This is a genomic window from Halopseudomonas litoralis, assembly GCF_900105005.1.
GTDB lineage: Bacteria > Pseudomonadota > Gammaproteobacteria > Pseudomonadales > Pseudomonadaceae > Halopseudomonas > Halopseudomonas litoralis.
Genome location: NZ_LT629748.1, coordinates 466,954 through 493,438 on the forward strand (window position 1 = coordinate 466,954; position 26,485 = coordinate 493,438).

A 26,485-nucleotide genomic window follows, 5' to 3' on the forward strand; every position below is an offset into this window, starting at 1 on the left:
AATGGATCTTTTGTTTACTCTGCTGGCCACCATAGTGGCGTTGGGACTGCTGGTCACCATTCACGAATATGGCCACTTCTGGGTAGCACGGCGTTGCGGCGTCAAGGTGCTGCGCTTTTCCATAGGCTTCGGGCCTGCGTTGTACAGTTGGCATGACCGCCGTGGTACCGAATATGTCATCGCCGGCATTCCGTTGGGCGGCTACGTCAAAATGCTCGACGAGCGCGAGAGCCCGGTTCCGGAAGAGGAACTGGATCAGGCGTTCAACCGCAAGGACGTGAAACAGCGCATCGCTATCGTTGCCGCCGGCCCCCTGGCGAACTTCCTGCTGGCCATTGTGGCATTCTGGATTGTTGCCCTGCTCGGCGTGACTACCGTCGCCCCGGTGATCGGTCCGGTCGAGTCCGGCAGTATCGCCGAACGTGCCGGTCTGAGCGAAGGGCTGGAAATTCTCGAAATCGATGGCAGCGTCACGCCCACCTGGCACGAAGTCAGTCTGCAGCTGATCCGCCGTCTCGGTGAAACCGGCCAATTGCAGATGGTGGCGCGTGAAGGACAGGACGGCGCCCCGCAGAGCTTTACACTGCAGTTGCAGGACTGGTTGCGCGGCGCTGATCAGCCAGACCCGGTCGGTGCGCTGGGTCTGACCAGCTGGAAGCCCGAGGTTCCACCATTGATAGGCCAGGTCAGCCCAGATGGTGCGGCAGCAGCCGCTGGCCTGCGTCCGGGTGACCTGATTGTGGCGATTGACGGTCAACCGGTCAGCGACTGGCTGGTTGATGTGGTGCCGGCCATTCAGACGAGCGCCGGCCAGCCACTGGAGCTGAGCGTCGAGCGTGCAGGGCGCATACAGACACTGAACATGACCCCGGCATCCCGTGAACAGGACGGCAAATTGATTGGCTTCATCGGTGCCGGAATCGAGGCTTTCGAGTGGCCCGAGCACATGATGCGCAGTATCAGTCACAATCCGTTATCGGCGATCCCGGTGGCAGTGATGAAGACCTGGGACATGACTGCGCTGACCCTCGACTCACTGAAAAAGATGATCACCGGACTGGTCTCGGCAAAAAACTTGAGTGGCCCGATAACCATTGCTAAAGTGGCGGGCGCCTCGGCCAAGTCCGGTGTGGAAAGCTTTCTCGGTTTCATTGCGTATCTGAGTATCAGTCTGGGTGTGTTGAACCTGCTACCCATTCCGGTCCTCGATGGCGGTCATCTGGTTTACTACGTGACCGAATGGATCAGAGGCAAGCCCCTGTCTGAGCGTATTCAGGGCTGGGGTTTGCAGATAGGATTGACCCTGATTGTCGGGGTAATGCTGTTCGCCATTTACAACGATATAAGCCGGTTGGGCAGCTGAACGGCAGAGAAAGACGGGAGGCGGGGCGCATAGTTGTCGCCGTATCCCATTACCCGAACTGCCGCATGCGGCAGATAAGAATCAACCAGTCAGCCAGAACGGATTTCATGAAACGTTACCTATTGCCTGCGCTATTGCTGATACTCCTGGCGCCGGGAGTTTATGCCGACGCCTTCCAGATCACCGACATTCGCGTCAATGGACTGCAACGTGTTTCCGCTGGCAGTGTGTTCAGTGCGTTGCCGCTCAACATCGGCGACGATGTGGATGAGCAGTCACTGGTCGATGCCACTCGTTCACTGTTTCGCACCGGCTTCTTCCAGGACATTCAATTGGCACGGGAAGGCAATGTACTGATCATCAATGTGGTCGAGCGGCCATCCATTTCTTCCATCGAGCTTGACGGCAACAAGGCAATCAAGAGCGAGGACCTGCTCGACGGTCTGCGTATGGCCGGGCTGGCCGAAGGCGAGATCTTTGAGCAGGCGACGTTGGAAGGCGTCCGTAACGAGCTGCTGCGGCAATACGTTGCCCAGGGACGTTATTCCGCCGATATCGATGCCCAGGTCATTGCCGAGCCGCGTAACCGGGTAGCACTGAAGATCATCGTTGATGAAGGCTCGGTGGCCTCCATCAAGCATGTCAACGTGGTTGGCAACTCGGTGTTTTCCGATGAGGACCTGCTGCCATTGTTCGAGCTGAAGACGACCGGCTGGTTGTCCTTCATCCGCAACGATGACAAATACTCCCGGGAGAAGCTCTCCGGCGATCTGGAACGTCTGCGTTCATGGTATCTGGACCGTGGCTATATCAACATGGATATCGCCTCTACCCAGGTATCCATCACGCCGGACAAGAAGCACGTCTATGTTACCGTGAACATCAACGAAGGTGAGTTGTACACCGTCAATGATGTGAAGCTGTCGGGCAACCTGGTGGTGCCGGAGCAGGATGTGCGTCGTCTGCTGCTGGTCGAGCCGGGCCAGGTGTTCTCACGCCAGGTGATGACTGCCAGCTCCGATCTGATCGGTCGCCGTCTGGGTAACGAGGGCTACACCTTCGCCAACGTCAACGGCATGCCCCAGATCAACGAAGAAGACCGCACCGTAGATGTGACCTTTGTCGTCGATCCCGGTCAGCGCGCTTACGTCAATCGCATCAACTTCCGTGGCAACACCAAGACTGACGACGAAGTACTGCGTCGGGAAATGCGCCAGATGGAAGGGGGGTGGGCATCGACCTACCTGATCGACCAGTCCAAGGTACGCCTCGAGCGTCTGGGCTACTTCAAGGAAGTGGACGTCGAGACCGTACCTGTGCCGGGCGCCGATGATCTGATCGATGTCAACTACACGGTAGAAGAGCAACCATCCGGCTCGGTCACCGCCAGCCTCGGTTTTGCCCAGGGCACCGGTTTGATTCTCGGTGGCTCGATCAGCCAGAACAACTTCTTCGGCACCGGTAACCGTGTCAGTTTCAGTGCCAACCGGTCTTCCTATCAGACGTCGCTGTCCTTCGGCTTCCTCGATCCCTATTTTACTGCCGACGGCGTTAGTCTGGGCTACAACGCTTTCTATCGGACCACCGATTACGAAGAGCTAGACGTGGATATCGCGCGCTACTCAGTCGACTCCTACGGTGCCGGCTTCAATATCGGTTATCCAATCTCCGATACTTCGCGTCTGTCCTTCGGCATGTCTTTGCAACAGGACGATATCAAGGAAGGCCGGTACCCGGCGGTAGAGATCAGCGAGTTCCTCGACGCCGAGGGCGACAGCTTCATGAACTTCAAGGCCAACGTCGGCTGGTCGCAGTCCACACTCAACCGCGGCATGTTCCCCGACCGTGGCCATTCGCAGAGCCTGAGTCTGGAAACCACTGTTCCGGGTAGTGACCTGTACTTCTACAAGATAGGCTACCGTGGTCAGAAGTTCTTCCCGATCACCCAGGACTGGACCCTGCGTATGCACGCCGATACCGGGTTTGCCCGTCGCTTCGGCTCGACCAAGCAGGTGCCTTTCTATGAGCATTATTTTGCCGGCGGTATCGGCTCGGTGCGCGGCTTCGAGGACAGCACCCTGGGTCCGAAGAGTCGTCCGCATCCCGATGACGACTGGGATCCAGAAGAACTGCCCTTTGGCGGTAACGTCAAGATCACTGGTGGTGCAGAGCTGATTTTCCCTGCGCCCTTCGTCAAGGACCAGCGGTCACTGCGCACTGTGCTGTTCCTGGATGCGGGTAACGTCTTCAACACCTATTGCAGCGATTGCCCTGATGTGACCGCCAGTGAAATCCGTTACAGTGTCGGCGTTGGCCTTTCGTGGTTGACGGCGCTGGGTCCGCTGGGCTTCAGCCTCGGTATGCCGCTGAACGATGAGCCTGACGATGATACGCAGGTGTTCCAGTTCACCCTGGGTCAGACGTTCTGAAGCCGCTAACCTTATTTCTTCACCAGGAGTGTCAAAGAGTGCGCAAGATTATTTCTGTTGCAATATTGTCCGTGTTTGCGCTGGCCAGTTACCCGGCTGCGGCGCAAATGAAAATCGCCGTGCTGGATTATCAGATGGCGTTGCTTGAATCAGATGCTGCCAAGCGGTACTCCGTGGATGCAGAAAAGAAGTTCGGCAGTCAGCTGCAGCGTCTGAAGAACCTCGAATCAGAGGCCAAGCGCCTGCAGGATCGCATGCAGCGTGACGGTGAGAAGCTTGGCCAGACCGAGGTGGAAAAAATCGAGCTGGAATTCCGCCAGAAAGCCCGCGAGTTTCAGGTCCAGTCCAAGGAGCTGAACGACGCGAAGGCCGTGTCCGACCGTGAGATGCTTGAGCAGCTCAAGCCGAAGTTGGACAAGGCCGTCGAGGGTGTACTGCAGGCTGGTGCCTATGATCTGGTCATCGATCGCAGTGCCGTGGTCGAAGTAAAGCCGGAATTCGATATCACTCGCCAGGTCATTGAGCGCCTGAACAGCGCGCGTTGATCAGTATGAGTGACTCGATCAGTTTCACCCTCGCACAATTGGCGGAGGTGCTGGATGCGCGGCTGTCCGGTGATGACAGCAAGGTGGTCCGTGGTTTGTCCACCTTGCAGGATGCCGAAGCGGATCAGCTGAGTTTTCTGGCCAATAGGCAGTACCGCAAGCTGCTGGCGACCACGGGCGCCGGCGCATTGCTGTTGACCGAAGCGGACGCAGCTGACTATGCCGGCGATGCGTTGATTGTTGACGATCCCTACCTGGCCTACGCCCGGCTGTCACATCACTTTGACCCCAAACCACGTCCCCAGCCCGGTATCCATCCCACAGCGGTGATTGCGGACTCGGCCAAGGTGGATGCGACAGCAGCCATAGGCGCGGGTGTGGTGATTGAAGCGGGCGTGGAAATTGGCGCGAACGTGACGCTGGGCGCGCAGTGTTTCGTGGGTGCACGTTGCCGTATCGGTGCCGGCAGTTGGTTGGCACCGCGCGTCACCCTGTATCACGACGTGCGCATGGGCGAGCGCGTGGTCATCCAATCCGGTGCTGTGGTGGGCGGTGAGGGCTTCGGCTTTGCCAATGATCGCGGCAGCTGGCAGAAGATTGCCCAGATCGGCGGCGTGCTGATCGGCGACGATGTGGAAATCGGCGCCAACACCACTATCGACCGCGGTGCCATCAACGACACCATCATCGGCAACGGCGTCAAGCTGGACAACCAGATTCAGATCGCCCACAACGTGCAGATCGGTGAACACACGGCCATGGCCGCTTGTGTGGGTATATCCGGCAGTACACGTATCGGTCGGCACTGCACCATCGCCGGCGGTGTCGGCATGGTCGGACACATCGATATCTGCGACAACGTATTCGTCAGCGGCATGACCATGGTCACGCGCTCCATTACCGAACCGGGCGCCTATTCCTCCGGTACGGCAATGCAACCAGCTGCTGACTGGAAGAAAAGTGCAGCACGTATCCGCCAGCTCGATACGCTGGCCAAACGTGTGCAACAACTGGAGAAGCAGTTGCCCGCAGTGACTCAGGCGACGCAGGGCTCATCTGAGTCCTGAGCTGTGCGCTTTGCGCATCCAACCTTTTACTGCAAGTCACTGCAAGGCCTCAAGACATAATGGATATCAACGAAATCAAAGAATACCTGCCCCACCGCTATCCTTTTCTGCTGGTGGACCGGGTGGTTGAGCTGGACCTTGAGGGCAAGCGTATTCGCGCCTACAAGAACGTATCAGTTAATGAACCCTTCTTTGAAGGGCATTTCCCTGGACACCCCATCATGCCAGGCGTACTGATCATCGAGGCCATGGCCCAGGCAGCAGGTCTGCTGGGTTTCAAGATGATGAACACCAAGGCGGAAGACGGTACGCTGTATTATTTCGTCGGCTCCGACAAGCTGCGCTTTCGCCAGCCGGTAGTGCCGGGTGATCAGCTGCAGCTGGAGGCTACCTACCTGAGCAACAAGCGTGGCATCTGGAAGTTCGCCTGCCGCGCACTGGTGGACGGCAAAGAAGCCTGTTCCGGTGAAATCATCTGTGCGGAACATAGAGTATGAGTCGGATTCACCCTCAGGCGATCGTCGATCCAGCCGCGCGGCTGGCTGATGACGTCGAGGTTGGCCCCTGGTCTCTGATCGGACCGGATGTCGAGATCGGTGCCGGAACCGTGATTGGACCCCACGTGGTTGTGCGAGGGCCGACCACCATCGGCAAGGGCAACCGGATTTTCCAGTTCGCCTCTGTCGGTGAAGATTGTCAGGACAAGAAATACCAGGGTGAGCCGACCCGGCTGGTGATCGGCGACAACAATGTCATCCGTGAAGGCTGCACCCTGCACCGCGGGACTGTGCAGGACCGGGGTGTCACCACCATCGGCAGCAACAACCTGCTCATGGCCTATGTGCACATTGCCCATGACTGCGTTGTCGGTGACAACATCATCATGGCCAACAATGCGACCATCGCCGGGCACGTGCATGTCGGCGATGGCGTCATTCTTGGTGGCTACACCACGGTGCATCAGTTCTGTCACATCGGCGCCTGGTCCATGAGTGCCGCCAACAGTGCGGTATTCAAGGATATCCCGGCCTTCGTCATGGTCGGCGGAAACCCGGCTAACGCCCATGGCATGAATTTCGAAGGCATGCGGCGTCGTGGCTATAGCCCGGAGCTCATCACTGCGCTGCGTCGCGCCTACAAAGTCGTCTACCGTCAGGGCAAGACGCTGCAGGAAGCGCTGCAGTTGTTGGATGACGAGGCGACGCAGCATCCCGAAGTTGCGCTGTATCGTGATTCCATCCTGGCATCGACCCGCGGCATTACGCGCTGAATCATGAGCGCCGTCACTGCGACCCCCTATCGTCCTCTGTGTATCGCCCTGGTTGCCGGTGAGGCATCCGGCGATACTTTGGGCGCAGGGCTGATCCGGGCACTCAAGGAAGTGCACCCCGACACCGAGTTTATCGGCATAGGCGGGCCGCGCATGCAGGCCGAAGGGCTGGTCAGCCAGGTGCCGATGGAGCGGCTGTCGGTGATGGGGTTGGTCGAGGTGCTCGGACGTCTGCGCGAATTGCTGCGTATCCGCCGCGATCTGGTGGCCTATCTCAAGCAGCGGCAGCCGGATGTGGTCATCGGCATCGACGCCCCGGACTTCACCCTTGGCGTTGAGCAGCGACTGCGCGAGGCCGGTATCCCCACGGTGCATTATGTCAGCCCATCGGTCTGGGCTTGGCGGGAAAAGCGCGTGTTGGGTATTTGCCAGTCCACCGATCTGATGCTGACCCTGTTTCCCTTCGAGGAAGAGGTCTATCGCAAGCACGGCGTGGCGGTGCGTTGTGTCGGCCATACATTGGCCGACGACATTCCGCTGGTACCCGACCGCAGCGCGGCACGAGAAACCCTGGGCCTGGCAGATGACGCGTCGGTGATTGCCCTTATGCCCGGCAGTCGCAACGGCGAGCTGCGCAAGCTGGGTTTACTGTTTTTGCAAACCGCAGCCTGGTGCCTGCAGCAACGCCCCGAGCTGCAGTTCATTTTGCCCTGCGCCAATCCCGAGCGCCGTCAGCAGATGGAAGCGATTCTTGCTGATAGCGGCCTGAATCTACCAGTGACCTTGCTCGATGGTCAGGGCCACGAGGCGCTGGCGGCCTGCGATGCGGTATTGATTGCGTCAGGTACGGCGACTCTGGAAGCGATGCTGTTCAAGCGGCCCATGGTGGTCGCCTATCGCATGGCTTCGCTGACCTTCAAGATCCTCAAGCGTCTGGTCAAGGTCGGGCATGTAGCTTTGCCGAACCTGCTGGCCGGGCGCGAGGTTGCGCCCGAGTTCCTGCAGGACGATGCTACGCCCGAGGCCATGGGCCAAGCGCTGCTTGCGCGGCTTGGTGCCACGCCGGAACGAGAACAGACCGAAGCGGTATTCATGGAGCTGCACCAGATGCTGCGCCGCGATGCAGATCGCTCTGCAGCAGCGGCCGTGCTGGAATTGCTGCAGCGCAAGGGACGGCCCGTATGACGCAGATGCTGATGGACTGGACGCTGCCCGAAGGCAACGAGTTGATCGCCGGTGTCGACGAAGTGGGGCGTGGTCCGCTCTGCGGCGCCGTGGTTACCGCAGCGGTGATTCTCGACCCGCTGCGGCCCATTGAAGGTCTGAATGATTCGAAGAAGCTGACCGAAGCGCATCGTGAAGCGTTGTTTCCATTGATTCAGGAACGGGCACTGGCCTGGGCTATCGGACGGGCTGAGGTCGATGAAATTGATCAGCTGAACATCCTGCATGCCACCATGCTGGCGATGCAGCGTGCAGTGCATGGGCTGGCCATTCGTCCAGATCGCGTATTGGTCGATGGCAACCGTTGCCCAGTCCTGCCTATGCCTAGCGAACCGGTCATCAAGGGCGATTCCAGGGTACCAGCTATAGCCGCCGCTTCGATTTTGGCAAAAGTTACCCGAGACCGGGAAATGCACGAAATGGATCTGCTGTACCCCGGGTACGGCATGGCCAAACACAAAGGCTACCCCACCCGCGAGCACATGAGCGCACTGCAACTGCTCGGCGCCACCCCCATTCACCGCCGCTCTTTTGCCCCAGTGCGCGAAGCGCTGGCTGTGAGCCCGGTTGAAGCGGTAATGGATGAGATGGACAGTGTCGTCGCCGGGGTAGTTTAACTACCTGATCAACCCCAAAAACGCCGAATCCCCGCCACGCCTTGGGCACCGACTGCAAACGCCCGGGCCCGCGTTTCTGGCCCCACGCCCCCCAGTACATACACAGGCATACTCACCGTCCTGATCAGCTCCTGAGCAAGCTCCCAGCCCAGCGGAACGGCATCAGGGTGCGTCGCCGTTGGCATGACCGGAGACAAGGTGACAAAATCCACCGCAACCTCTGCCGCCATGGCCAGTTCTTCGGCATCATGGCAGGACGCGGCCAGCAAGCGCCCTTTGGGCCGCGCTTCGCCGGTCTGGCCGGACGCGTCTGGCCCGAAATCCTGCAGCCACATCTGCCGCAGCTGCCGGCTGGTCAGATGCCAACCCGCCCCAGGCAGAACAGGTTGCTCATCACCTTTCAGCAACCATTGAAAATCATCACCAAACCGAGCGAGAACCCGCTGCGCCAGATCCCTGTAGGTCTCGGCAGAAAGCCTCGACTGTCGCAACTGAACCAGCCTCACACCCATCCCCCGGGCTCGCTCGAGTCCAGAAAACAGCTCCGCCTCGTCGGTCACATCCGGGGTGATGAGATACACCTCTGGCAACTGCGCGGCTCGCACTATGGGCGCGTTGGCAGCCGGAAAGTCATAATCATCCAGCTCAGCCGCTGACACCCAGCGCACCGGCTGCCCCTCGGCACCATGCGCCTGGCCTTCAAAGCCGGTGACCAGCCATACGTCCAATCGCACCGACTTGTCCGGGTAGTCGTGACGTATATCCAGCAGTGGACGCGCCTGGGTCACTCTGATCCCCAGCTCTTCCTGCAACTCCCGGCGCAAGCCATCAGCGCGCTCCTCGCCATCTTCCAGCTTGCCACCGGGAAACTCCCACAACCCACCCTGATGAGCATCCTCCGGGCGCTTGGCAATCAGAATACGGTTCTGTGCATCGCGGATGACGGCAGCCATAACATGAATGTAGCGCATGGGTTTCCCTTATCTGTCTTATCGTCCGGGCCCATCTTCGGAAAACACATCCTGCTCCAGCTCATCACCGGGGATAACATGTTCTTCCGAGGCCCAGGCACCGAGATCAATCAGGCGGCAGCGAGGCGAGCAGAAGGGGCGATCCGGGAAGCTTTCATCCCAGGTTACCGGCGCCTTGCAGGTCGGGCATTCTACGGTGGTGGTCATTGCTTTGCTCCTGTGCTCAGGGTCAGGTAAAACTGATGCAATTGATCGACCTGATGATGCAGCGCAGCCAGGTCGCGGTCGTTGGTGATGACATCATCGGCGTGGCGCAATCGCTCTTCGCGCCTGGCCTGAGCCTGTAGAATGGCTCTGACCTGTTCTTCAGGCACCTTATCGCGCAGGGTTGTACGGGCAATCTGCAGCGCTTCGGGCACATCCACTACCAGCACCCGTCGGGTCATCTGATACTGGCCCGACTCGACCAGCAAAGGCGAGACCAGCAATGCGTAGGGTGATTCGGCAGAGGCCAGGTCATTGACGGTTTCTTCTCGAATCAGCGGATGCAGTAGCTGCTCAAGCCAGCGGCGCTCATTCGGATACTGAAACACATGCTCGCGCAGCACGGCACGGTTGAGCGAGCCATCCTCCTGCAGCACGGCATCACCAAAGCGGTCGGCGATCTGATGCAATGCCGGCCGCCCCGGCTCAACCACGACCCGCGACTTGATATCGGCATCCACTACATGGATCCCATGCGCCTCGGCAAAGCGCGCAGCAGCAGCACTCTTGCCGCTGCCGATACCGCCAGTCAGGCCGATGATGAAGATGTTGGAAGAGGTCATTGCAGTTCAGTGCCTTGGGTCTTTGACGAAGGCAGCCAGTATACGGAGCCCCCTAAAACCCGGCAAACCGCAAATAGGTCCCGGTAATCCACTCACCCCAGATAATCGCAATCCATCCTGCAATCGCCAGATAAGGCCCGAAGGGCAGGGGGGTGGAGTTTGCGTCGCCGCGGGTCTTGAGGATGATGATGCCGAGTATGGCTCCCACCAGTGAGGACAGCAGAATGGTCAAGGGCAACACCTGCCAGCCGCCCCAGGCGCCGAGCATGGCCAACAGCTTGAAGTCGCCATAACCCATGCCTTCCTTGCCGGTGATCAGCTTGAACAGCCAATATACCGACCACAGACTCAGATAGCCGAATACGGCGCCCCACAGCGCTGCGTGTATATCGGTTAACAGACCAAAGCTATTGGCGATCAACCCCAGCCACAGCATCGGCAGTACTATGGCATCGGGAAGCAGTTGGGTATCGGCGTCGATCAAACTCAGGCTGATCAGGGCCCAGGTCAACAGGAGCATCCCGGCTGCCGGCCAGCCGAAGCCATATTGCCAGGCGACCACCATGCTCAATACCGCAGTCAACAGCTCCACCAGCGGATAACGCGGGCTGATGCGCTCCCGGCAGTTGCCGCAGCGGCCGCGCAGCAATGTGTAACTGATCAGTGGCAGATTCTGCCAGGGTTTGATCTCGGTCTGACAATGCGGGCAATGGGAGTGGGGGAGTACCAGGTTGTATACCGGCTGCTCAGGCTGAGGCGCGTCCGGCTCCAGCATCTCGCGGGCCTGATGCAGCCAGTCGCGTTCCATCATCTTCGGCAGACGATGAATAACCACATTGAGAAAGCTGCCGACCACCAATCCCAGCAGCCCGGCAACTACAACAAAGGCCAGCAAATGGCTGGCCATATAATCGAGTAGGGTCATATATCAGACAACGGCGCCCAGCTGGAAAATCGGCAGGTACATGGCGATGATCAGGCCGCCGATCAGTACACCCAATACCGACATGATCATCGGCTCCAGCAGCGTGGTCAGGTTGTCCACCTTGTTATCCACCTCGGCCTCGTAGAAGTCAGCGACCTTCTCCAGCATGCCGTCGAGGTTTCCTGACTCTTCACCGATCCCTGCCATCTGAATGGCCAGCGACGGAAACACATTGGTGGTACGCATGGCGAAGTTCAGCTGAGTACCGGCTGATACATCCTGTTTGATGCCCATGACCGCGTTGTAGAACACCACGTTGCCCGCCGCGCCGGCGACGGAATCCAGCGCCTGCACCAATGGCACACCTGCAGCGAAGGTGGTGGAGAGCGTACGCGCATAGCGAGCAACCGCCGCCTCGTAGATGATTTGTCCGACAATCGGCGCCTTGAGTAGTGTCCGATCCTGGGCATCACGGAAGGGCTTGGAGCGTCGGTTGATCTGGGTATAGCCCCAGCCGATGACAATAAGCCCGATCAGAATGATGAACCACCACGCCTGCAACCATTCCGACAAGCCGATCACCATCAAAGTAAAACCGGGCAGATCGGCGCCGAAGTTGGCGAACACATCCTTGAACTGCGGTACCACCTTGAGTAGCAGAATGGCCGTCACGATCACCGCCACCACGACGACCGCAATGGGGTAGGTCATGGCTTTCTTTATCTTGGCTTTCAGCGCCTCGGTCTTTTCCTTATATGTGGCGATCCGATCCAACAGGGATTCCAGTCGACCGGACTGCTCGCCGGACTCCACCAGATTGCAGAACAGGTCATCAAAATACTGCGGATGCTTGGCCAGCGACGCAGCCAGGGTGTTACCCGAGGCCACGTCGGTCTTGATCTCATTGATCAGCTTGGCAAAGTTGGGGTTGGCTGTGCCTTCGGCAATGATCTCGAACGCCTGCACAATAGGCACACCCGCGGCCATCATGGTCGCCAGCTGCCGGGTGAAGAAAGCGATATCCAGCGGCTTGATCTTTTTCGATCGAGCGCTGAACAGAGTGGATTTCTTGTTAATCTTGGTGACCAGAATACCCTGCTTGCGCAGCTGGGCCTTGATCAGCGCCTGATTGGTGCCCTGGATCTCACCGGAAATCTTGGTGCCCTTGCGGTCCTTGCCTTCCCACTTGAACGGGTAGATCTTTTCGACCTTTTTCTTCGCGGGTTTCGCGGCGGAGCTGGTCCTTTTTACTGCTGTTTGCTGGGCCATGACTTAATCCTTGGTCACTCGGTTCACTTCCGCCAGGCTGGTGACACCCTGTTCCGCCTTCATCAGCGCGGATTGGCGCAAGCTTCTGAATCCTTCATTCTGGGCAACGTCGGAAATCTGCATGGAGTTGCCGTCTTCCATGATGATTCGCTGGATGGCGGGGGTGATCCGAACAACTTCATAGATTCCGACACGCCCTTTATAACCATCCTGACAGTTTTCGCAACCCACCGGTCCGTAAATCGTTAACCCGCTAGCAATTTTTTCTTCGCTGAAGCCTTCTTCCTGCAATGTTTCGCGGGGAATATCCATGGGCTTCCGACAATGCGAGCACAACCGGCGCGCCAGGCGCTGGGCGATGATCAGATTGACAGAGGTGGCGATGTTGAATGACGCCACGCCCATATTACGCAAGCGAGTCAGCGTTTCCGCCGCGCTGTTGGTGTGCAATGTCGACAATACCATGTGACCGGTCTGGGACGCCTTGATGGCAATCTCGGCCGTTTCAAGGTCGCGGATCTCACCCACCATGATGATATCCGGGTCCTGACGCAGAAAGGCACGCAGCGCCTGGGCAAAGTCCAGTCCCTGCTTGGGGTTCACGTTGACCTGGTTGATGCCCTCCAGGTTGATCTCAACCGGGTCTTCGGCGGTTGAAATATTGCGTTCCATGGTATTGAGGATATTCAGGCCAGTATACAGGGATACCGTCTTACCAGAGCCGGTCGGGCCGGTGACCAGAATCATGCCCTGGGGCTTGGCCAGCGCATCCATGTACATCTGCTTCTGGTCATCCTCATAACCCAGCGCATCAATACCCATCTTGGCGCTCTCGGAGTCCAGAATACGCAGCACCACCTTCTCGCCCCACAGGGTCGGCAGGGTGTTGACCCGGAAGTCGATGGCCTTGTTCTTGGATATCTTCAGCTTGATGCGGCCATCCTGCGGTTTACGTCGCTCGGCCAGATCCATCGAGGACATTACCTTCAGACGCGCAGCAATCTTCACCCCCAGCTGCACCGGCGGCTTGGATACCTCATGCAGAATACCGTCGGTACGGAAGCGGACCCGGTAGGTCTTCTCATAGGGCTCGAAGTGCAAGTCGGAAGAGCCTTTCTTTACCGCATCCAGCAGCATCTTGTTGACGAAGCGCACCACCGGCGCATCCTCGGTATCCTTGGTGGGTTCCCCGCGTTTGTCATCGTTGGTAACGGCTTCGACTTCCAGTCCGTCTAGATCGGCATCAGCCATATCATCAAGACCGCCGGTCGCGCTCTCAAGATATTTGTCGATCGCCTTGCGCAGCTTGTCATCCTCGACAATCACCGCGTCGGTCATCAGTCCGGTATTGAACTGGATATCGCTCAGCGCCTGCTGATTGGTCGGGTCCGACAGAGCCAGATACAGCCGTGAGCCGCGCTTGTGCAGCGGCATCACACAATGCTGGCGGATCAGCTTTTCGCTGACCAGGCTGACTTCGGGCTGACTTTCGCGATCCAACGCCGCCAGGTCGAAATAGGGATAGCCGAATTCTTCGGCGCAGACCATGGCCAGATCACGCGCCTTGGCCAGTTTGTTCTGCACCAGATAGGTGATGAAGGGAATCTTGTCCCGGCTGGCCTGCTGGCTGGCTTTACCGGCCGCCTGTGCATCCAACAGTTCTTCCTGAACGATCCGCCGGGCCAAGCCGGAGAGAGCGGGGGTATCCATAGAGTCTTCCCGGTACGTAATGAGACAGAGGCAACTATAGTACAGCACCGTGGCGATACACCAAAAGCGCAGCGACCAAACAACTGTGCACCGAGCGGTCCAGCCTGACCAGCAACCTCACTTCCCGGCGAATTGAGGGGCACCACCGACCTGCTCCCAGTTGTTGACCTGTCCAGAAGCAAGCCGGGTCAGAAGAAGCAGCCCCTGCCTGTAGGCAGGAGTTGCTTCCCATACAAGGATCAACTACATGGCAGGCAATACGGCTATATCAATGAGGTCGTCCGGGAGGTCAGCGATGTCGCCCAGCGTGGTAGGCGCACCTGTCTCCAGGTTGACGGTATGCAGGGTGGTGCCGGTCAGCACATAAGCGGTGTTGCTGCCCTTGCCGTCACTGGCTATGTCCATAGCTGCACCATCCAGGCCCTTGGCCAATTCACCGACAGTTTTCTGCACGCCATCATTCGGCGGATCCTGCAGCATCAGGTTACCGGTAGCGAGGTCCACGTTGTACAGAGAGGTTTTCTCGGTGCCAACGTAGGAGTTGGTGTAGGCGCCAGCAATGATCTTCGCAGTATCACCGGCGTAATCCCCGTCTTTGGCATAGGCTACCTCGCCGTCATTGACCACTTCACCGGTGTCTACATTGACGCGGAAGTTGGTGCCGTCGTCCGCCAGCAGCCGCAGGCGGTCAGCAACGGGATTGAAATCCACTACCGCCTGGCCGCTGCCGGGCAGTTCCATATTCAATTTGGCTCCCGCAGTCGCGACGCCGGAGGACAGGTCAACGGTGTACAGCTGATCGCCTCCACCTAACGCATAGAGGTTGCCATTCGCTGGGCGTACGTCGATACCACGCAGGTTATCAGCGCCTTCGACTTCCATGCTGGCCGTTACAGCCAGTGCATCACTGTCGATTTTATACAGCTTGCCATCTTCACCCAGCGCCAGCAGGCTTGCTGCGCTGGCGGTACCGGCAATCAGGGTCAAAGACGTAGCCAGGATCATTTTATTGAAAGTATGCATCAGTGATTCCTCGTAAGCAGTTAGCGATGGGCTTTGCCATCCAGACAGGTGCTGTTTGCACGTCACCTGTCTATCAATACCCGCGAGGATCACCTTTGGATGTCGTGGACCGAAAATATTTCTAATTACCGGCTATCAGCACCGCACGGCCAATGTACAAGACCTCGCCCGTGGGCCTGTCCAGTGGCGAACCGCCGGCCGGTTCCAGCGTCAGCTCGAACAGCTGCCCCGCCTGCACAGCACCGATCTGCTCGGCACTGAGCGTCATCTGTGTACCTGGTTCGATCAGACCCAGGGAGCGTGGGCCGTCGGCAGGGTCGTTCAGTGTCCAGAACTGCACCGAGCGGTCCTCTGGAACCTGATCCTCAACCAGCGATTGCAGGCTCAACGTACCCTCGGAGTCGATATTCACTACCCAACCGGGGCTGGCAGCCTCACCCGGAGCTTGCAGCACAGCAGTATAAGTGGCCGCACCGGGAGCCTGATCGCGTAGCACGCCAGGCAGCCAGCTGAGCAGCACCAGCAGCGCGAGTGCACCCGTGGTAAGGCGCCATAATCCGAGACTGTTCCACCAGCGTGCCGCTGAAGACTCAGACCTGCGTGTATCAGTGACACTGCCGACGGGCACCCAGCCGAGACTTTGCTGTATCCTCTCCCAGGTCTTGGGTGCCGGTGTTTGCGGTGGGAGTTCATCGGTCAGTTCAAGCAAGTGAGCCTCCCAATCCAGTGCTATGTGCGCCGCGTCCCTGTCAGCCGCGATCAGCTCTCGGACTTCGGATGCCTCCGGCTCGCCAAGCAGGCCCAGAACGTATTCGCCGATCAGTGCCCGGCGATCTGCGAGAGATGTTGGAATCATGCTTGCAAGCACTCCTGCAAGCACTCCTGCAATGCGCGTAATCCAGCACGGATACGGCCTTTGATGGTACCCAGCGGGGTGGTCAGCCGGTCAGCAATCTGGTCATGGGTCAAACCCCGATAGAATGCCAACAGGATCGGATGGCGCCGCGGCCGCTCAAGCTGTTGCAGACAGTGTTTCAGTTGCTTGCCCTGCCATTGTTGCGCGGTGTGGTCTTCAGCCTGCGGGCTGTCGTCCGCCATCTGCTCGATAAAGTCATCATCCGTCGCCACCAGACGACCGCGACTGCGCAGCTGATTCAATGCGCGATAGCGCAGAATGCTGTAGATCCACGCGCGACCCTGGCCCAGCGCGCGATCGAACCGATCCGCGTTACTCCAGATCTTGATGAAGGCGTCATGCAGGCAATCCTCCGCATGATCACGACGCCCGAGCAGCGTGATCGCCAGTCCCAGCATCTGCCCCGACTCCTGCTGATACAGATGCTCGAATGCAGCCTTGTCTCTGCGAGCACAGGCCTCCAGTGTGCTTTCGTAGTCGAATCGGTCTTCCGGCATGCGCTGTTCCTGTGCTTAGCGTTTCACTTATCCATCCTTCATGGCTATACCCGCGACCATGACCTCTGGATGTCCGTTGCATGAAAATAGTATCTTGCGTGCTGCCCGCCGTGCGGGTTTATCGGCGCTCCAGGCCTTCAAGTAATGCCTTGTGAAAACGTTCTTGCTGCTGGATCTGAGGTGAGTGGCCCAGATCGGTAAACTCCACCAGCGTGGCCTGCGGAATCGCCTCGGCGGCCTGTTTGCCAAGCACGTCGTAACGTCCCAGGGTCTTTTGAATGTCTTTGGGGGCCAGCGCCTTGCCGATGGCGGTGTTGTCCTTCTCGCCGATCAGTAACAGAGTCGGCATCTGCAACTGGCCGAACTCGTGAACCACGGGCTGGGTGAACACCATGTCCGAGGTCAGTGCCTGATTCCAGGCCACCCGTTCCTTATCCTTCCCGGCGTACATTCCCGCCGACATCTCGACCCAGCGATCGTACTCAGGCTCCCAAGTGTTCACATAATAGGTGGACTGCTGATAAGCACGGATGCTCTCGGCGGTCTTGCGCAGCTCGGCCTGGTAGCCGTCGTCAATGCTCTGATAGGGGACCCCGAGGGCTTTCCAGTCTTCCAGACCAATCGGGTTGACCATGACCAATTGCTCGGTGTACTCGGGGTACATCAGCGCAAAACGAGTAGCGAGCATACCGCCCATGGAGTGGCCCATGACGGTGACGTTGTCGACCTCCAACTCTTCCAGCAACGCCCGGCTATTGGCCGCCAGTTGGTGGAAGCTGAATTGATAGTGCTCGGGCTTGGATGATTTGCAGAAGCCCACTTGATCCGGCGCGATGACGCGATAGCCAGCCGAGTGCAGCTCGGCAATGGTGTCTTCCCAAGTGCCAGCGCAGAAATTCTTGCCATGCATCAGCACCACGGTTCTGCCGTTTGCGCTATCGGTTTCAGGCTGAATATCCAGGTAGGCCATCTGCAGCTTGCGGCCCTGGGAACTAAAGGTAAAGCGTTCGACCGGGTAGGCGTACTCGAAACCGGACAATTCGCCATCATATTCGGGCGCGTCAGCAGCCACAACGCTGCCGGCATAAACGCCGGCCGCAACAATGCAACCGGCTAATAGTGCGAGGGTAAAAGGACGTGCCATTGCTTCTCTCCTGTATTCAATAGACTACGTGGTCATGAACAGGATGGCAGCATTTACCGCGCAGGATTCCAATAACAAACATTCTGAAACATCTGCTGGCAGAATCCCGAGCGTTCAATACACCCAGATCTCAACCCGGCGGTTTTTCACGCGCCCATCATCATGGGTGTTGGCAGCCACCGGTAGGTCGGCACCGATGCCAAAAGCGTCTTTAACGGTTACACCTTGGTTGGCCAGAGCCCGCCGCACCTTCATGGCGCGCAACTTTGATATCAGCTCGGCGCCGCCATGTCTCGGGTCGCCAAAACCCACCAACACCACTTTGTTCTCGGTTTTGCCTTGCGCACGTAAATAATCCAATACGCGGTCAATATCCTTCCTTGCCTTGTTATCCAGCTGCGAGCTGCCTTCCGTGAAGCGAAAGTTGACCGAGAGGCGTTGTGCTTGCTCTGCCAGTTGCTGGTAAGGCGCCGGCATGTCGGCTTGAGGCGCTATCTGCATGGCCTTGATGTTCTGCCCGACAAAACCTACCTGTTCGACGATTTCCTGTCCTGCCTGGCTTTGGGTGAAAGCAATCAATGCCTGCGCCCGGGGATTGTTTTCGTCTGGGCTGATGTACAGATACAGCCGGCGGGACAGGGGATAGTCTTCAGTGGCGACTTGGGCTTTGCTGGGTAGCATGGCGCGCGAGTCGCCGGCCGAAACAGCAAGGGCTTTAGCCTGCTCGACACTGGCAAGGCCGACAAAGCCTATGGCATTTCTGTCGCTGCTCACGGCTTGAGAGAGATCAGAATTGGACTCAAAGCGGCGCGCGTCCGCATGCAGTTTCAGTTGCTTGGGTGTCAGAACCAGATCACGGAAGGTTTCCCAGGTGCCGGAATTGCTGTCCCGAGCATGCAGACGAATGCTGCCTTGCTCACTGCCGACTTGATTCCAGTGAGTGATCTTGCCGGAGAATATCTGCGCAATCTGTTCAATATCCAGAGCGTTGATTGGGTTGTCGGGATGGACGATGAGTGCCAGTCCATCCAGTCCGATGACGTACTCTGCGTTCATGCCGCGCATGTCACCGCGGCTTTTCAATGCTTCGGCTTCGCTGTCCTTGATGGGTCTGGACGCTGCGGCTATCTGGCCCGACTGCTCAATCAGCGCGGTAAAACCAGTAGTGGAGCCACGGGCGTTAAGACTGATTTCAATGGGTTCGGCTTTGGCGCTGATGGCGGTGATCAGGCTTTCTCTGGTCTCGGAATTGAGCTGCAATTGTATATTCTGCGCGCCCGCCTCTTCGAGCATGCCTTCGACCAGGAGAGGCGCCAGCCTGGCACCTATGGTGTTGGAACCATTGATCTGTAACTGCAGCGCAGCGGCCTGCGCCTGGAAGGCAAGGCAGACGGTCCCGGTAAAGAGAATTTTCTGTATGCGGACTGGCCGCCATGATGCGATGTTCATGTTACTCCCTGTAATGACAGAACGCCCCCGAATCGCTGGGGGTAAAAAGAGGGGTGTTTTTGAGCGCGCTATTGTAGCGCGATGAATAAGTCGGTTTAGAGTAAGCAAGTGAGGTTCTGGCCGGCTTATCGATGATCAACCGGGTTGATTGACGGTCACTCTATTATTGGTATCCCGGCTTTGTCGGATCAGGCTGTCGCAGCCATTGGCCGCGCTGGATTTGGCCAGTCGGTCATACAGGACAACATTGACTGTGGCGGCCAGGTTCATGCAGCCGATGGTGGGGATGTAAACCACGGCGTCGGCGCGATCCACCAGTGCCTGGCTGAGGCTACCGTCCTCGGGACCGAAGACATACAAGGCATGGGGCGGGTGCTGGAAAGCCGGCAGGGCGGTGGCGCCTTCGACCAGTTCGACGCAGACAATCTGAATCTTGGCGGGCAAGTCGTCCAGTAGATTATCGATATGGGTGAGCGGAATATTCAGGCTGATATTCTTGGTGTCAGTATGAAAGCGCGCTGCACGGTCGTAGCGGCTGCCGGTATAACGCACGGCACTCGCCTGATAGCAGCCCGCCGCACGCATGACGGCGCCGACATTGGATGGGCTTTTGGGGTCGATGAGCCCGATGCATACGCTGGATTCTGCCATGATTTCCGGTTCGCTGATTGCAGCCGTCTCTGATGAGGGTGCGGGTAAAAGGGGTATAGTGCGAGGGTCAAATATTAACACGGTAAACCGATGAAACTTTTAATTCGCAACCTTGCTCGTACCACCACCGAAGCTGAACTACGCAATCTGTTTGAAGCGCACGGGGTAGTCCAGTCCTGCACGCTGGTGATGGATCGGGAGACCGGCAAATCGAAAGGCTTCGGCTTTGTTGAAATGCCCAAGCATGCCGATGCCAGAGCGGCGATCAAGACGTTGAATAACCAGGAGGTCGCCGGCAGTCGAATCCGGGTGAAAATGGACGAATCGAAAGAGGCGTAAGCAGCTGATTGGTATTTCCGGTCCGGTGCTGAACAGGGTAGTCGGCTTGCCTTTAGTTGGACCTCTGTTATGGTCTGACCTTTTGAAATTGGAGGCCTCATGTCCTTTTACGTTTATCTTTCCGGCGAAATACACACTGAGTGGCGCGACGAGATCAAGCGTGGCGCCCAGGCCAGAGGTCTGGATGTCGTCTTTACCTCCGCAGTGACTGATCATGCCGCCAGTGATGCCGCCGGCGACCATCTGGGCGCGGAAGACAATGCGTTCTGGCGCGACCACAAATCGGCCAAGGTCAACGCCATTCGCACCAAGACCCTGATTGAACAGAGCGACCTGGTGGTGGTTCGGTTTGGCGACAAATACAAACAGTGGAACGCTGCTTTCGATGCCGGTTATTGCGCTGCAGTGGGCAAACCTTATGTCACCCTGCATGCGGAAGATGTTGTCCACCCGCTCAAGGAAGTCGATGCCGCAGCCATGGCATGGGCAACCACAACGGAACAGGTAGTGGACATACTGGCATATGTAGCGAAAAGGTAACGCTACCTCCGCTCCGTGTAAGACATCGGCTATGTTCGCTGTAAGCATTTTCAGCTTCCAGTTGTGAGCCGAATAGGATTGTTGAGCGGCGTAAAACAGTAACCAGTTGAAAGTAATATGTATTTTTTTGCATAACCCAAACGGGTGAGACATTTTCAGTTATTGATCAGGGATCGTTTCACGGTATTATGTGTCCATGCACGAGGGAATGTGCTGCTCGGCAGGGAGCTTGAGCAAATGGAGCATCAGGACGGTGACAGTCGGGACGACTGGGTCAGGGACGGCAGTAGGGATAGAAAAAAGTGGGGCGGATTATTCCGCCCCTTTTTTTCGTCTGTAGAAAAGTCGTGATCGACTTGGAAAAACTGACTGGAGCGATATGCTGAGATAGCTATCAGGAAAGAAAATAGAATTGCTTCTCGTGTAAGACATTGGTCATGTCAGACGTAAGCTCTTTCTGCTTTGCGTCGTGAGCTGAATAGGATTATTGTCATACGAAAAATGGTAAATAATTGAAAATAAAAGGAAAATTACAGATTAACCAGAACGGGTGAGACGTTTTTGTTGATTGGTTATGGGCCGTTTCCGGGTACTATGTGTCCATGCGCGACGGAATGTGCTGTTTGGCAGGAAGCTTGAGCAAAGGAGCATCAGGATGGTGGCAGTCAGGATGACTGGGTCAGGGACGGCATTAGGGATAGAAAAAAGTGAGGCGGATTATTCCGCCCTTTTTTTCGTCTGCAGAAAAGCCGCTCACGGTTGATTCTGGCTGCATAATGCAGAAAGGCTGACCCTTTCGGATCAGCCTTTCTGTTTTTGCCGCGAAGCGACCTGACTCAGCGCTCCAGGTGTTCCAGCTTGTCTGGCACACCATCCCACTCTTCTGCGTCGGGCAAGGAGTCCTTCTTCTCGGTGATATTCGGCCATACGTCGGCGAGCTCAGCGTTCAGCTCCAGGAAGTTCTGCTGATTTTCCGGCAGCTCATCTTCGGCGAAAATGGCAGTGGCTGGGCACTCAGGCTCGCACAGGGCGCAGTCAATGCACTCATCTGGATGAATCACCAGGAAGTTCGGACCTTCGTAGAAACAATCGACAGGGCAGACCTCAACGCAATCGGTGTACTTGCATTTGATGCAGTTGTCAGTCACAACAAAGGTCATGGCAGGTCTCCCAAAAAGGCATGGCAAAAGATGGCGCGTATTCTACCAGCAATTTCCCCGGCGCGGCAGCTCGACCGAGGAAATTTGGTGGGTTGAGGTTACTTGCCTGCTTTTTTAATGATAATAAGTATCATTTGTCGGCATTTCAGCTCAGTTCCGCCTTCCATTGGTACAGCATATCCAGCGCCTGGCGAGGGGTGAGCTCGTCCGGTTTGAGCTGCTGGAGGGCGTCCACGACGGGGTGCGGGGCGGCGGCGAACAGATCATTCTGCATTGGCTGACTGTCGCGTAACGAGCCGGCTGCGGCCTGTTTGAGGCTCTGTTGCTCCAGGTCAGCCAGATGCTTGCGCGCGCGTTCGATTACCGGGCGCGGTACGCCGGCGAGCTGGGCCACCTGCAGGCCATAACTCTGGCTTGCCGGACCGGGGAGTACGGTGTGCAGAAATACGATGCGTTCATTATGCTCAGTGGCATTCAGGTGCACGTTGGCGACGATAGGGTCACTGTCCGCCAGTGCTGTCAGTTCGAAGTAATGCGTAGCAAACAGAGTGAAGGCCCGTATCTGCGCCAGGTATTCGGCCGCGGACCAGGCCAGGGACAGACCGTCAAAGGTACTGGTGCCGCGGCCCACTTCATCCATCAGGACCAAGCTGGCGTCGGTGGCGTTATGCAGGATGTTAGCCGTTTCGCTCATCTCCACCATGAAGGTCGAGCGGCCACCAGCCAGATCGTCACTGGAGCCGATACGGGTGAAGATACGGTCGACCGGGGACAGTTCGACCTTCGCCGCCGGCACATAGGCGCCGATATGCGCCAGTAACACGATCAATGCGGTCTGACGCATATAGGTGGACTTACCGCCCATGTTCGGACCGGTAATGACCAGCATGCGGGTATCGGGCGTGAGGTCGAGGTCATTGGCGACGAAGGGCGTGTCGAGTACCTTTTCCACGACCGGGTGACGGCCTTGCTCAATGCACAGCTGGCCGCTGCCGGCTATGAAGTGCGGGCGACAGTAATCCAGGCTTGCCGCCCGTTCTGCCAGACAGGTCAGCACGTCGAGTTCGGCCAGACTGGCGGCGCTGTCCTGCAGGCGCGCCAGATCTTCGTTCAGACGGTCGAGCAGTTCGTCGTACAGTTGTTTCTCGCGGGCCAGGGCGCGGCTGCGGGCAGACAGCGCCTTGTCCTCGAATTCCTTCAGCTCGGGCGTGATGAAGCGTTCCGCCCCTTTGAGCGTCTGGCGCCGAATGTAATCGACCGGGGCCTGGCCAGACTGGCCGCGTGACAGCTCGATGAAGTAGCCATGCACACGGTTGTAGCCGACCTTGAGGGTGGACAGACCGGTGCGCTCGCGTTCGCGGGTTTCCAGATCGATCAGGTACTGCCCGGCGTTCTCGCTGATATTCTGCAGTTCATCCAGCTCGCTGTCATACCCGGCCTTGATCACGCCGCCGTCGCGGATCACCGCCGGCGGATTCTCGATGATGGCCCGCTGCATCAGCTCGGCCAGTTCCGGATAGCTGGCGACCTTCTGCGCCAGTTCGGCTATGTGCGCCGTGGTGATAGGCTCAAGTGTGGCCTGCAGTTCCGGGAGAGCTGTCAATGCATCCCGCAGCCGCGCCAGATCCCGCGGTCGCGCCGAACGCAGTGCTACCCGCGCAAGAATACGTTCGATATCGCCGATGCCCTTGAGCACCGGATGAATGGTCTCGTAGTGGTACTGCTCCAGCAGCCCGGCGATACTTTCCTGACGTGCCTGCAGCACCTGCATGTCGCGCAGCGGGCGATTCAGCCAGCGGCACAGCAGACGGCTGCCCATGCTGGTGGCGCTGTGATCCAGCACGTCGAGCAGGGTATTGTCCCGGCCGCCGCCCAGATTGCAGTCGATTTCCAGGTTGCGCCGACTGGCGCTGTCGATGACGACGCTGTCTTCAAAGCGCTCCTGAATAATACCGCGCAGGTGCGGCAGGGCAGTACGCTGGGTTTCCTTGGCGTAGCACAGCAGGGCACCCGCAGCGCCCAGGCCCAGCTTCAGGTCGGCGCAGCCGAAACCGACCAGATCCTTGGTGCCGAACTGCTGGGTCAGAGCTTTGTGTGCGCTGTCCTGATCGAAGTCCCAGGGCGCTCGGCGGCGTACCGAGCGGCGGCGTTCGATGGGTGTATTGGCTTCCCAGTCGTCGGGAATAAGCAGCTCGGCGGGTGCCAGGCGCTCCAACTCACCGAGCAAGGTTTCCCAGCCGGCAAGCTCCATGGCAGTGAAACGTCCACTGTTGATGTCCAGAGTGGCCAGGCCGAAGCCGCGCTCGCTGCCTACCAGCGCTGCCAACAGGTTGTCCCGGCGTTCATCCAATAGAGCTTCATCACTGACCGTGCCCGGCGTCAGGATGCGTACCACCTGACGTTCAACCGGGCCCTTGCTGGTAGCGGGATCGCCGATCTGTTCGCAGATGACCACCGACTCGCCCAGTTTGACCAGCTTGGCCAGATAACCTTCGGCGGCGTGAAACGGAATGCCGGCCATGGGAATGGGTTGCCCGGCAGAATTGCCGCGTGCGGTCAGGGTGATGTCCAGCAGGCGCGCGGCTTTTTTTGCGTCATCATGGAACAACTCATAGAAGTCGCCCATCCGATAGAACAGCAACTGATCGGGATGCTGCTGTTTGATGCCGAAATACTGCTGCATCATGGGCGTATGGGTAACGGTTTTTTCGGCGCGGCTCATGGGACTTCCTGATCGACAGTACTGGTTGGTGCAAGAAAGGGGCATAGTCTAACAAAGCGGTGCCGTCTTTTAAGTGCAAGTTTGAACGCAAGTTACTGAAGGAGATGCAGATGTCGCAATATGACCCATTGATTGATGCCGCCTCGGCCCGTCTTGGCAATGCCTTGCGCCAGCTGGGGTTGCGGGTGACTACTGCCGAGTCCTGCACCGGTGGCGGGATTGCCGAGGCGATAACCCGTGTCAGCGGCAGTTCCGGTTGGTTTGATACTGGCTTCGTCACTTACGCCAATCACAGCAAGGTCCGCTGGGTCGGGGTGACCGAGGAAGATCTGGTGGAGTTTGGCGCGGTCAGCGAGCCGGTGGTGCGAGCCATGGCCGAAGGTGCGCTGGAGGCGGCCGACGCGGATCTGGCTGTCGCTGTCAGTGGTATCGCCGGGCCCGACGGCGGAACGCCGGACAAGCCGGTCGGTACGGTCTGGTTTGCCTGGGCTGTTCGCGACCAGGGAACGACCAGTCAATGCCGGCGTATCCAGGGCAATCGACGCGATGTGCGTGCGCAGACGGTGCTGCATGGCGTGCAGGGATTGCTTGCCGAGCTGGAGAAGCTGGCAGCGAACCGCACGGTCTGAGGCAAATTCCAACGTTTGCAGATCAACGCACAGTCTGGCTTAAAAGGGGTAGGCGAGGCAGGACAACTGTGGAATAATCACTGACCATATATACAGTATTCGATTTCCCCGGGGCGTACGCGTACCCGCCATACCAGAGGATGCACAATGGACGACAACAAAAAGAAGGCGCTATCGGCGGCTTTGAGTCAGATTGAACGTCAGTTTGGCAAGGGCGCGGTGATGCGCATGGGCGATCATGAGCGCCAGGCCATACCGGCGATCTCCACCGGCTCTCTCGGTCTCGACATTGCCCTGGGTCTGGGCGGCTTGCCCAAGGGGCGTATCGTCGAGATCTACGGTCCTGAATCATCCGGTAAGACCACACTGACGTTGTCGGTCATTGCCCAGGCGCAGAAGAGTGGCGCCACATGCGCCTTCGTTGACGCTGAGCACGCACTGGATCCCGAATACGCCGGCAAGCTGGGTGTGAATGTGGATGATCTGCTGGTATCGCAGCCGGATACCGGTGAGCAGGCGCTGGAGATCACCGATATGCTGGTGCGTTCCAACGCGGTTGACGTGATCATCGTCGACTCCGTGGCGGCACTGGTGCCCAAGGCTGAAATCGAAGGCGACATGGGTGATCACCACGTCGGCGTGCAGGCGCGACTGATGTCCCAGGCGTTGCGCAAGATCACCGGTAATATCAAGAACGCCAACTGCCTGGTGATTTTCATCAACCAGATCCGCATGAAGATCGGCGTGATGTTCGGCAACCCCGAAACCACTACCGGTGGTAACGCATTGAAATTCTATTCCTCGGTCCGCCTGGACATTCGCCGCACCGGTGCGGTGAAAGAGGGCGATGAGGTGATTGGCAGCGAAACCCGTGTCAAGGTAGTGAAGAACAAGGTGGCGCCGCCGTTCCGTCAGGCCGAATTCCAGATCCTGTACGGTACCGGTATCTACCACAATGCCGAGATCATTGATCTGGGTGTGCAGATCGGCGAGATCGAAAAGTCCGGTGCCTGGTACAGCTACAAGGGCAACAAGGTTGGGCAGGGCAAGGCCAATGCAGCCAAGTTCCTGGCAGACAACCCGCAGATTGCCGAGGAGATTGAAAAGACCATCCGCGACAAACTGCTGCCCAAGCCCAGCAGCAAGACGGCCGCAGTCGAAGAGAATGCCGATCTCGACAGCTGATAGCGGCAACTGA

General features: G+C 58.1%; 26 protein-coding genes. 12 read left to right on the forward strand and 14 right to left on the reverse strand.

Annotation, left to right across the window (positions count from 1 at the left end; all coding sequences use genetic code 11):
• Nucleotide 1: 1 nt before the first annotated feature.
• The 8 genes from rseP to rnhB all read left to right on the forward strand — a co-directional run bounded on the left by rseP (nucleotide 2) and on the right by rnhB (nucleotide 8,515).
• The gene (gene rseP, locus BLU11_RS02375; protein ID WP_090271876.1) at nucleotides 2-1,363 is read left to right on the forward strand and encodes a sigma E protease regulator RseP; all 1,362 of its coding nucleotides are present in this window, start codon (nucleotides 2-4) and stop codon (nucleotides 1,361-1,363) included.
• Nucleotides 1,364-1,470: 107 nt separating this feature from the next.
• On the forward strand, nucleotides 1,471-3,792 hold the full coding sequence (gene bamA, locus BLU11_RS02380) for an outer membrane protein assembly factor BamA (protein ID WP_090271877.1): 2,322 nt from the start codon (nucleotides 1,471-1,473) through the stop codon (nucleotides 3,790-3,792).
• Between the two features lie 38 nt (nucleotides 3,793-3,830).
• Nucleotides 3,831-4,337, forward strand: coding sequence for an OmpH family outer membrane protein (locus BLU11_RS02385; protein ID WP_090271878.1), 507 nt, complete (start codon nucleotides 3,831-3,833; stop codon nucleotides 4,335-4,337).
• A 5-nt stretch (nucleotides 4,338-4,342) separates the two neighbouring features.
• Entirely contained in the window at nucleotides 4,343-5,404 is a 1,062-nt protein-coding gene (gene lpxD / locus BLU11_RS02390) for a UDP-3-O-(3-hydroxymyristoyl)glucosamine N-acyltransferase (RefSeq protein WP_090271879.1), read from the forward strand.
• 56 nt (nucleotides 5,405-5,460) lie between these two features.
• Nucleotides 5,461-5,901, forward strand: a complete 441-nt coding sequence (fabZ, locus tag BLU11_RS02395; RefSeq protein WP_090271880.1) for a 3-hydroxyacyl-ACP dehydratase FabZ — start codon at nucleotides 5,461-5,463, stop codon at nucleotides 5,899-5,901.
• The gene (lpxA, locus tag BLU11_RS02400) at nucleotides 5,898-6,674 is read left to right on the forward strand and encodes an acyl-ACP--UDP-N-acetylglucosamine O-acyltransferase (RefSeq protein ID WP_090271881.1); all 777 of its coding nucleotides are present in this window, start codon (nucleotides 5,898-5,900) and stop codon (nucleotides 6,672-6,674) included. Before fabZ ends, lpxA begins: the two co-directional genes overlap by 4 nt.
• A 3-nt stretch (nucleotides 6,675-6,677) precedes the next feature.
• Nucleotides 6,678-7,859 (forward strand): lipid-A-disaccharide synthase, encoded by a 1,182-nt coding sequence (gene lpxB / locus BLU11_RS02405; RefSeq protein ID WP_090271882.1) that lies wholly within the window; start codon nucleotides 6,678-6,680, stop codon nucleotides 7,857-7,859.
• Between the two features lie 5 nt (nucleotides 7,860-7,864).
• Complete coding sequence (rnhB, locus tag BLU11_RS02410) at nucleotides 7,865-8,515, forward strand: ribonuclease HII (RefSeq protein ID WP_407920243.1); 651 nt, start codon at nucleotides 7,865-7,867, stop codon at nucleotides 8,513-8,515.
• 8 nt (nucleotides 8,516-8,523) lie between these two features.
• Here rnhB and BLU11_RS02415 read toward each other — a convergent pair whose 3' ends face one another.
• The 12 genes from BLU11_RS02415 to BLU11_RS02470 form a co-directional block, all read right to left on the reverse strand.
• Complete coding sequence (locus tag BLU11_RS02415; RefSeq protein ID WP_090271884.1) at nucleotides 8,524-9,486, reverse strand: Nudix family hydrolase; 963 nt, start codon at nucleotides 9,484-9,486, stop codon at nucleotides 8,524-8,526.
• A gap of 18 nt (nucleotides 9,487-9,504) precedes the next feature.
• A complete protein-coding gene (gene yacG / locus BLU11_RS02420; protein WP_090271885.1) occupies nucleotides 9,505-9,693 on the reverse strand; it encodes a DNA gyrase inhibitor YacG in 189 nt (62 codons plus the stop codon).
• Entirely contained in the window at nucleotides 9,690-10,313 is a 624-nt protein-coding gene (gene coaE / locus BLU11_RS02425; protein ID WP_090271886.1) for a dephospho-CoA kinase, read from the reverse strand. Before coaE ends, yacG begins: the two co-directional genes overlap by 4 nt.
• 52 nt (nucleotides 10,314-10,365) lie before the next feature.
• Nucleotides 10,366-11,238, reverse strand: coding sequence for a prepilin peptidase (locus BLU11_RS02430; protein WP_090271887.1), 873 nt, complete (start codon nucleotides 11,236-11,238; stop codon nucleotides 10,366-10,368).
• A gap of 3 nt (nucleotides 11,239-11,241) precedes the next feature.
• Nucleotides 11,242-12,507, reverse strand: a complete 1,266-nt coding sequence (locus tag BLU11_RS02435) for a type II secretion system F family protein (protein ID WP_090271888.1) — start codon at nucleotides 12,505-12,507, stop codon at nucleotides 11,242-11,244.
• A gap of 3 nt (nucleotides 12,508-12,510) precedes the next feature.
• Nucleotides 12,511-14,217, reverse strand: a complete 1,707-nt coding sequence (pilB, locus tag BLU11_RS02440) for a type IV-A pilus assembly ATPase PilB (protein ID WP_090271889.1) — start codon at nucleotides 14,215-14,217, stop codon at nucleotides 12,511-12,513.
• Between the two features lie 243 nt (nucleotides 14,218-14,460).
• Nucleotides 14,461-15,240: a DUF4394 domain-containing protein gene (locus BLU11_RS02445; RefSeq protein ID WP_090271890.1), complete on the reverse strand. Its 780-nt coding sequence runs from the start codon at nucleotides 15,238-15,240 to the stop codon at nucleotides 14,461-14,463.
• Nucleotides 15,241-15,361: 121 nt separating this feature from the next.
• Nucleotides 15,362-16,096, reverse strand: a complete 735-nt coding sequence (locus tag BLU11_RS02450) for an anti-sigma factor (RefSeq protein ID WP_090271891.1) — start codon at nucleotides 16,094-16,096, stop codon at nucleotides 15,362-15,364.
• The gene (locus BLU11_RS02455; protein WP_090271892.1) at nucleotides 16,093-16,653 is read right to left on the reverse strand and encodes a sigma-70 family RNA polymerase sigma factor; all 561 of its coding nucleotides are present in this window, start codon (nucleotides 16,651-16,653) and stop codon (nucleotides 16,093-16,095) included. The genes BLU11_RS02450 and BLU11_RS02455 overlap by 4 nt, the downstream gene beginning before the upstream one ends.
• 118 nt (nucleotides 16,654-16,771) lie before the next feature.
• Nucleotides 16,772-17,797 carry an alpha/beta fold hydrolase gene (locus tag BLU11_RS02460; protein ID WP_090271893.1) on the reverse strand — a complete coding sequence of 342 codons (1,026 nt, stop codon included), beginning with the start codon at nucleotides 17,795-17,797 and terminating at the stop codon, nucleotides 16,772-16,774.
• 114 nt (nucleotides 17,798-17,911) lie between these two features.
• Nucleotides 17,912-19,246 (reverse strand): substrate-binding domain-containing protein, encoded by a 1,335-nt coding sequence (locus tag BLU11_RS02465; protein WP_090271894.1) that lies wholly within the window; start codon nucleotides 19,244-19,246, stop codon nucleotides 17,912-17,914.
• A 135-nt stretch (nucleotides 19,247-19,381) separates the two neighbouring features.
• The gene (locus BLU11_RS02470; protein WP_090271895.1) at nucleotides 19,382-19,897 is read right to left on the reverse strand and encodes an RNA methyltransferase; all 516 of its coding nucleotides are present in this window, start codon (nucleotides 19,895-19,897) and stop codon (nucleotides 19,382-19,384) included.
• 90 nt (nucleotides 19,898-19,987) lie between these two features.
• Between BLU11_RS02470 and BLU11_RS02475 the strand changes: the two genes are divergently transcribed.
• Entirely contained in the window at nucleotides 19,988-20,236 is a 249-nt protein-coding gene (locus BLU11_RS02475; RefSeq protein WP_090271896.1) for an RNA recognition motif domain-containing protein, read from the forward strand.
• 99 nt (nucleotides 20,237-20,335) lie between these two features.
• Nucleotides 20,336-20,776 (forward strand): YtoQ family protein, encoded by a 441-nt coding sequence (locus BLU11_RS02480; protein ID WP_090271897.1) that lies wholly within the window; start codon nucleotides 20,336-20,338, stop codon nucleotides 20,774-20,776.
• An 836-nt stretch (nucleotides 20,777-21,612) separates the two neighbouring features.
• Here BLU11_RS02480 and fdxA read toward each other — a convergent pair.
• Together fdxA and mutS are read right to left on the reverse strand one after the other, a co-directional pair.
• On the reverse strand, nucleotides 21,613-21,936 hold the full coding sequence (fdxA, locus tag BLU11_RS02485; RefSeq protein WP_090271898.1) for a ferredoxin FdxA: 324 nt from the start codon (nucleotides 21,934-21,936) through the stop codon (nucleotides 21,613-21,615).
• Nucleotides 21,937-22,081: 145 nt separating this feature from the next.
• Nucleotides 22,082-24,658 (reverse strand): DNA mismatch repair protein MutS, encoded by a 2,577-nt coding sequence (mutS, locus tag BLU11_RS02490; protein WP_231702258.1) that lies wholly within the window; start codon nucleotides 24,656-24,658, stop codon nucleotides 22,082-22,084.
• 110 nt (nucleotides 24,659-24,768) lie between these two features.
• Here mutS and BLU11_RS02495 point away from each other — a divergent pair, with 110 nt between their 5' ends.
• Together BLU11_RS02495 and recA are read left to right on the forward strand one after the other, a co-directional pair.
• Nucleotides 24,769-25,287: a CinA family protein gene (locus tag BLU11_RS02495; RefSeq protein WP_090271899.1), complete on the forward strand. Its 519-nt coding sequence runs from the start codon at nucleotides 24,769-24,771 to the stop codon at nucleotides 25,285-25,287.
• A 147-nt stretch (nucleotides 25,288-25,434) separates the two neighbouring features.
• On the forward strand, nucleotides 25,435-26,472 hold the full coding sequence (gene recA, locus BLU11_RS02500) for a recombinase RecA (protein ID WP_090271900.1): 1,038 nt from the start codon (nucleotides 25,435-25,437) through the stop codon (nucleotides 26,470-26,472).
• Nucleotides 26,473-26,485: the final 13 nt, after the last annotated feature.

What these genes read in the sequence shown, in the direction of transcription:
- yacG (WP_090271885.1), bottom strand. Translation starts at nt 9,693, where the DNA reads ATGACCACCACCGTAGAATGCCCGACCTGCAAGGCGCCGGTAACCTGG.
- BLU11_RS02415 (WP_090271884.1), bottom strand. Translation starts at nt 9,486, where the DNA reads ATGCGCTACATTCATGTTATGGCTGCCGTCATCCGCGATGCACAGAAC.
- BLU11_RS02460 (WP_090271893.1), bottom strand. Translation starts at nt 17,797, where the DNA reads ATGGCACGTCCTTTTACCCTCGCACTATTAGCCGGTTGCATTGTTGCG.
- BLU11_RS02445 (WP_090271890.1), bottom strand. Translation starts at nt 15,240, where the DNA reads ATGCATACTTTCAATAAAATGATCCTGGCTACGTCTTTGACCCTGATT.
- coaE (WP_090271886.1), bottom strand. Translation starts at nt 10,313, where the DNA reads ATGACCTCTTCCAACATCTTCATCATCGGCCTGACTGGCGGTATCGGC.
- lpxA (WP_090271881.1), top strand. Translation starts at nt 5,898, where the DNA reads ATGAGTCGGATTCACCCTCAGGCGATCGTCGATCCAGCCGCGCGGCTG.
- rseP (WP_090271876.1), top strand. Translation starts at nt 2, where the DNA reads ATGGATCTTTTGTTTACTCTGCTGGCCACCATAGTGGCGTTGGGACTG.
- lpxB (WP_090271882.1), top strand. Translation starts at nt 6,678, where the DNA reads ATGAGCGCCGTCACTGCGACCCCCTATCGTCCTCTGTGTATCGCCCTG.
- pilB (WP_090271889.1), bottom strand. Translation starts at nt 14,217, where the DNA reads ATGGATACCCCCGCTCTCTCCGGCTTGGCCCGGCGGATCGTTCAGGAA.
- lpxD (WP_090271879.1), top strand. Translation starts at nt 4,343, where the DNA reads ATGAGTGACTCGATCAGTTTCACCCTCGCACAATTGGCGGAGGTGCTG.
- BLU11_RS02450 (WP_090271891.1), bottom strand. Translation starts at nt 16,096, where the DNA reads ATGATTCCAACATCTCTCGCAGATCGCCGGGCACTGATCGGCGAATAC.
- BLU11_RS02495 (WP_090271899.1), top strand. Translation starts at nt 24,769, where the DNA reads ATGTCGCAATATGACCCATTGATTGATGCCGCCTCGGCCCGTCTTGGC.
- mutS (WP_231702258.1), bottom strand. Translation starts at nt 24,658, where the DNA reads ATGAGCCGCGCCGAAAAAACCGTTACCCATACGCCCATGATGCAGCAG.
- bamA (WP_090271877.1), top strand. Translation starts at nt 1,471, where the DNA reads ATGAAACGTTACCTATTGCCTGCGCTATTGCTGATACTCCTGGCGCCG.
- BLU11_RS02475 (WP_090271896.1), top strand. Translation starts at nt 19,988, where the DNA reads ATGAAACTTTTAATTCGCAACCTTGCTCGTACCACCACCGAAGCTGAA.
- BLU11_RS02470 (WP_090271895.1), bottom strand. Translation starts at nt 19,897, where the DNA reads ATGGCAGAATCCAGCGTATGCATCGGGCTCATCGACCCCAAAAGCCCA.
- BLU11_RS02465 (WP_090271894.1), bottom strand. Translation starts at nt 19,246, where the DNA reads ATGAACATCGCATCATGGCGGCCAGTCCGCATACAGAAAATTCTCTTT.
- rnhB (WP_407920243.1), top strand. Translation starts at nt 7,865, where the DNA reads ATGCTGATGGACTGGACGCTGCCCGAAGGCAACGAGTTGATCGCCGGT.
- BLU11_RS02435 (WP_090271888.1), bottom strand. Translation starts at nt 12,507, where the DNA reads ATGGCCCAGCAAACAGCAGTAAAAAGGACCAGCTCCGCCGCGAAACCC.
- BLU11_RS02430 (WP_090271887.1), bottom strand. Translation starts at nt 11,238, where the DNA reads ATGACCCTACTCGATTATATGGCCAGCCATTTGCTGGCCTTTGTTGTA.
- BLU11_RS02480 (WP_090271897.1), top strand. Translation starts at nt 20,336, where the DNA reads ATGTCCTTTTACGTTTATCTTTCCGGCGAAATACACACTGAGTGGCGC.
- recA (WP_090271900.1), top strand. Translation starts at nt 25,435, where the DNA reads ATGGACGACAACAAAAAGAAGGCGCTATCGGCGGCTTTGAGTCAGATT.
- BLU11_RS02455 (WP_090271892.1), bottom strand. Translation starts at nt 16,653, where the DNA reads ATGCCGGAAGACCGATTCGACTACGAAAGCACACTGGAGGCCTGTGCT.
- fdxA (WP_090271898.1), bottom strand. Translation starts at nt 21,936, where the DNA reads ATGACCTTTGTTGTGACTGACAACTGCATCAAATGCAAGTACACCGAT.